Source organism: Saccharopolyspora sp. (genome assembly GCF_017434145.1).
Classification (GTDB): Bacteria; Actinomycetota; Actinomycetes; order Mycobacteriales; family Pseudonocardiaceae; genus Saccharopolyspora_C; species Saccharopolyspora_C galaxeae.
Window position 1 is genome coordinate 1 of sequence record NZ_JAFRFW010000775.1, and the last position, 5,518, is coordinate 5,518.

4 protein-coding genes are annotated in these 5,518 nt (G+C 69.5%); 1 reads left to right on the plus strand and 3 read right to left on the minus strand.

Translation table 11 applies throughout. The features are described from left to right. The 3 genes from IJH84_RS20930 to IJH84_RS20940 form a co-directional block, all read right to left on the minus strand. Nucleotides 1-1,547: OPT family oligopeptide transporter (locus tag IJH84_RS20930; RefSeq protein ID WP_295147966.1), on the minus strand; the 1,547-nt coding region annotated here is incomplete at its 3' end. Nucleotides 1,548-1,745: 198 nt separating this feature from the next. After that, nucleotides 1,746-2,828 carry a tartrate dehydrogenase gene (locus tag IJH84_RS20935; RefSeq protein WP_295147968.1) on the minus strand — a complete coding sequence of 361 codons (1,083 nt, stop codon included), beginning with the start codon at nucleotides 2,826-2,828 and terminating at the stop codon, nucleotides 1,746-1,748. Nucleotides 2,829-2,915: 87 nt separating this feature from the next. Beyond that, nucleotides 2,916-3,839, minus strand: a complete 924-nt coding sequence (locus IJH84_RS20940) for a LysR family transcriptional regulator (RefSeq protein WP_295147970.1) — start codon at nucleotides 3,837-3,839, stop codon at nucleotides 2,916-2,918. Between the two features lie 189 nt (nucleotides 3,840-4,028). Between IJH84_RS20940 and dctA the strand changes: the two genes are divergently transcribed. Beyond that, the gene (dctA, locus tag IJH84_RS20945) at nucleotides 4,029-5,483 is read left to right on the plus strand and encodes a C4-dicarboxylate transporter DctA (RefSeq protein WP_295147972.1); all 1,455 of its coding nucleotides are present in this window, start codon (nucleotides 4,029-4,031) and stop codon (nucleotides 5,481-5,483) included. Nucleotides 5,484-5,518 lie beyond the last annotated feature (35 nt).

A 5,518-nucleotide genomic window follows, 5' to 3' on the forward strand; every position in this document is an offset into this window, starting at 1 on the left:
ACGCCCTCGCCGATGGAACTCATCAGCGCCGCCTGCGGCGCCTGCAACGCTTGCGACGGGTCCATGCCGGATCGCGGGAACGAGTTGCCCATCCCGTAGGCCGCGTAGAGCACCGACAGGATCGGCGCGATGCACAGCGCGGAGACCACGACGCCCACGATCAGCATGATCTGCTGCTTGAACGGCGTCGCGCCGAGCAACCGCCCGGTCTTGAGGTCGTGCAGGTTGTCCCCGGCGATCGCCGCCGCGCAGCTGACCACGCCGGAGATCAGCACCGCCGTGGCCGCGCCGATGGTCGCCTTGGCCTCGTCGGCGCCGAAATCGATCTGGGTGCCGAGGATTCCCAGCAGCACCAGCGAACTCGTCAGCAGCGTCAGCACGGTCACGCCGGACACCGGATTGTTCGACGACCCGACCAGCCCGGTCATGTACCCGGAAACCGAGGAGAACACGAACCCGGCCAGCAGCGCGAAAACCAGGCCGAAGGCGAGCGTCCCGGCGAACACGCCGCTGCCGATCTCCAGCCGTGAACGGTCCACCACGAACAGGAACACCAGCAGCACCGGCGCCGCCATCACGAGCGTGCCGTAGCCGAGCCAGTTCGCCGGGATGTCGCGTTCGGTGCGCGGCACATCGGCGCCTTCGCCGCTGCGCGCGGCGCGGACCGCGCTGATCGACGAGCGGATGCTGGTCACCATCGGCCGCACGACCGACAGCAGCGCCCACACCCCGCCCACGGCCATCGCGCCGACGCCGAGGTACCGGATCTGCTCGTCCCACACGGCCTCCGCCGCGTCGAAACCGGTGGCGTCGCCGACGATCCCTTGCAGCGCAACGGGATCCGCCAGCGCCATGTACAGCGGGATTCCCGCGAACCAGGCCAGCGCACCGCCCGCGAAGACGAGAACGGCGATGTTCAGGCCCACGATGTAGCCGACGCCCAGCAACGCGACGCCGAGCTCGCTGCCGAGGCCGATGACCACGCCACCGGCTTTCACCGCCCCGGTGACGGTGCCGGACGCGATGCCCAGCCCGGTCTGCGCGAACTTCAGCAACGCGCCCGCGAGACCGGCGATCGTGATGTAGCGGGCGCTGCGCCCACCGCGCTGCCCCGCTTTGAGCACTTCGGCGGTGGCCACGCCTTCGGGGAACCGCAACGGTTTCTCGACGATGAGCGCGCGCCGCAGCGGCACGGTGAACAGCACGCCGAGCACGCCGCCGCACAACGCGATCGTGGCCACCGGCAGGAACGGGAACCCGTTCCAGTAGCCCAGCAGCACCAGCGCGGGCAGCGTGAAGATCACTCCCGCGGCCAGCGCCTCACCGGCCGATGCCGCGGTCTGCACGATGTTGTTCTCCACCACGGTGGCGCCGCGCAGCATCCGCAGCACCGCCATCGAGATCACCGCCGCCGGGATCGAGGCGGACACGGTCAGCCCGACCTTGAGCCCGAGGTAGGCGTTGGCCCCGGCGAGGACCGCCGCCAGCACGATGCCGAGCACGACGGCCTTGGCGGTGATCTCCCGCGGGCTCGCGCTCGCGGGCACGTAAGGTTCGTGATCCGTACTCGTCGGCTTCATGCTGCCGCCATTCGGTCCGCTCTCGGATGTTGTACGGGAGCTGAACCTATCTACGGGCGGCGTGGTCCACACCGAGTTTGCACCGATCCGTTACCCGCGGATTTCCCATAATATGGGCATTGCGGACGAAGCGGCCGAATCGCCGGGGGCTTCTCGAACCAGCCGTCAGCGGCGGAGGTGTTCCAGGATCGCTCCGGTGACGTCGCCGGTCTTGGCGGTGCCGCCGACGTCGGGCGTGCGCACGCCTGCGGCCGCGGTCGCCTCGATCGCCGCGTTCAGCCGCGCCGCCTCGGCGGGGAGTCCGAAGTGCTCCAGCATGAGCGCGGCGCTGCCGATGGCACCTGCCGGGTTCGCCAGCCCCTGGCCGGCGATGTCCGGCGCGGAACCGTGCACCGGCTCGAACATCGACGGGAACCGGCGGTCCGGGTTGAGGTTCGCGCTCGCGGCCAGGCCGAGACTGCCCGCCAACGCCGAACCGAGGTCGGACAGGATGTCCGCGTTGAGATTCGACGCGACCACGACGGAGAGTTCTTCCGGATTCAGCACGAACTTCGCCGCCATCGCATCGACCAGCACGCTCTCGGTCTCCACATCGGGATAATCGCCCGCGACCCGTTCAAAGATCTCGTCCCACAGCACCATGCCGTACTGCTGGGCATTGCTCTTGGTCACCGAAGAGACCTTCTTGCGAGTACGGGTCCGCGCGAGGTCGAAGGCGAACCGGATGATCCGCTCGCACCCGCGCTCGGTGAACAACGCGGTCTGCAACGCAACCTCGTTGCCCGCCCCCCGGCCGGACAGGTTGCGCCCGCCCAGCCCGGCGTACTCGCCCTCGCTGTTCTCCCGCACCACGACCCAGTCCAACTCGGACTCATCGGCCTTGCGCAGCGGCGACGTGATGCCGCGGTGGAACCGGACCGGACGGATGTTCGCCCACTGGTCGAAGTTCTGGCAGATGTTCAGCCGCAACCCCCACAGACTGGTGTGATCCGGCACCGACGGCCAGCCGACCGCGCCGAAGTAGATCGCGTCAAAGCCGGCCAGCTGCTCCAGACCGTCCTCGGCCATCATCCGGCCGGTCCTGGTGTAGTACTCGCAGCCCCAGTCGAACTCGGTCCAATCGAAGGCGAACGCGCCGCCGGAGTCCTGCGCCATCGCGTCGAGAACGGTGCGCCCGGCCGCGACGACCTCGGTTCCCACCCCGTCGGCGGGGATCGCGGCGATGCGGAACGTGCGGGTGGATGACATCGGTGCGGCTCCCGGGTCCGGTTTTCGTGGTGCACCGAGTCAAGCCCGCTCAGCCGACCAGCGTCCAACACGCGTTCGCGATCCGATTCATAGGCCGCGGCTATCCGAGGCGGTCTGAGCCAGGTAATCCGCCGGGCGATGACCGCGCGCCACCGCGAGGAAAGCGCTCGCGGTCGGCGTCAGCGCTGCCGTACGGCTGACCAGTGCGATGTGCAGCTGGGCGGAGTGCTCGATGCGGGCGATCCGCGCGCCCGCACGCCGCGCCAGCGGTACCCACCCGGCGGGCAGCACCGCCAGGCCGACGCCTTGCAGCACCAGCGGCAGGACCGATGTGCGGTGCGCGACCTCCGCGGCGATCCGCAGGTCCACGCCCGCGGCGAGCACGTCGTCGACGATCCGCCGCATGAGACTTCCCGGCGGGGACACGATCATGCGCGCGCCGGCCAGCGCGGACGGCGAAACCGGGTCGCCTTCGGGGAATTCGACGTCACCGGCACCGACGAGGAAGAATTCCTGCGACTCCAGCTCGTGCGCCTGCACCCCGGGCGGCCCCGGCACCTCGGGCGCTCCGATCAGGCCGAGTTCGCAGACGCCGTTGCGGATCTGCGCCACCACCTCGTCCGGGGTGAACGCGGCCTCGGCGCCGACGGTCACACCGGGATGCTCGCGGGAGAGCGACCGGGTCAGCGTGCCCAGCGGTTCCACACCGGGCGACGGCATGGTGGCCAGCTCCACCCTGCCGCGCAGCAGGCCGCGCACCGAGTCCACCGCGGAGCGGGCGGTGCGCAGGTCGCGCAGCACCTGACGGGCCGGGCCGACCAGTTCCGTCCCGGCGTCGCTGATCACCACTCCGCGGCCCACCCGGTGGAACAGCGGCACGCCGAGTTCGCGCTCCAGGCCCGCGATCGCCTGCGACAGCGAGGGTTGCGCCAGGTGCAGCGCCTCGGCGGCACGTCCGAATCCGCCGTGGTCGACGACCGCGAGGAAGTACTCCAGCTGCCGGGTGTCCATGCACGACCTCCGTTTTCCCTGGCAGTGCGTTCGTCGGCGGCTTTCATCGGCGGAGCCTATGAGTCGGTTAGCAACTTACTCTTGGACTCGCCGCGGCCCCCGGCTGCACCGTGATCGCACGTTTCCCCGGGGTCGTCCCGCCGCCAACCGCCGCGCCACCCGCGATCCCTCGACGTGCAGGAGAATGCAATGGCGCATACCGCACCGGCCGAACCGGACCCCGCCCGACAGCGGCCGGACCAGCACCGGACGGAACAGCACCGGCCAAGGCCGAGGCGCTGGTACCGCCAGCTGTACGTGCAGGTGCTCGCCGCGATCGTCATCGGCGTCCTGGTCGGTTGGCAGTGGCCCGACATCGGTTCGGCCATGCAGCCGATCGGCACCACCTTCATCGCGGCGATGAAGATGCTCATCGGGCCGATCGTGTTCCTGACGATCATCGGCGGCATCGCCAACGTCGCCGATCTGCGCAAGGTCGGCATGACCGGTCTGAAAGCGCTCACCTACTTCCAGGTCGGGACCATCGTCGCGCTGCTGATCGGCCTGGTGGCCATCAACATCGCGCGCCTCGGCGAAGGCGTGCACGCCGATCCCGCCAAGATCCAGGCTTCCGGGACCGCGCAGCAGTACGTCGAGCAGGGCGAAGGCCAGCACTGGTGGGACGTGTTCACCCAGCTCGTGCCGGAGAGCTTCTTCGGCGCGTTCGTCGAGGGCGACATCCTGCAGATCATCTTCCTGGCGGTGCTGTTCGGCATCGCGATCAAGGCGGTCGGCGCGGTCGGCGAGCCGATCGTGGCCGGGGTCAACCGGCTCACCGAGGTCGTGTTCAAGGTGCTGAGCTTCGTGATGAAAGCCGCGCCGCTGGGCGCTTTCGGCGCGATGGCCTACGCCGTCGGCGCGTTCGGACTGTCCACTTTGAGCAGTCTTGGCTCGTTGATCGCGTTGTTCTACGCAACTTCGATCGTGTTCGTGCTCGTCGTGCTCGGCGGGTTCCTCGCCGCCTACGTCCGGCTGAACATCTTCGCGCTGCTGCGCTACCTCAAAGACGAGTTCTTCCTGGTGCTCGGGACCTCGACCGCCGAGCCGGCGCTGCCGGGCCTGATGCGCAAGATGACGTTCATGGGCGCCGAACGCGCGACCGTGGGCCTGGTGGTGCCCACCGGGTACAGCTTCAACCTGGACGGTGCGGCGATCTACCTGTCGCTGGCCACGCTCTACATCGCCCAGGCCACCGACACCCCGCTGAGCATCGGCCAGCAGCTCGGCCTGCTCGCGATCATGCTGTTGACCTCCAAGGGCGCCGCGGGCGTCGCCGGAGGCGGCTTCATCGCGCTGACCGCGACGCTGTCCACCATCGGCACGGTGCCCGCCGCGGGCATCATGCTGATCTTCGGCATCGACAAGTTCATGTCCGAGTGCCGCGCGCTGGTGAACTTCTACGGCAACGCCGTCGCGACGCTGGCCATCGCGAAATGGGACGGCAACCTCGACCTGGATCGCGCGCGGCGCGTGCTGGCCGACCGCAATTCCGCCGAGCGCGCCGACGCGATGGCCGCCGAGGACACCGCGGAGCCGGTCGCGGCCCCGGCGCCCGGTGCGCCGCGCGAATCGGAGGCGGAACTCCCCGGTGCAGCGGCGCGCTGATGCCCGCGCGGCTTGCTGATCAAGACCGTCCGATG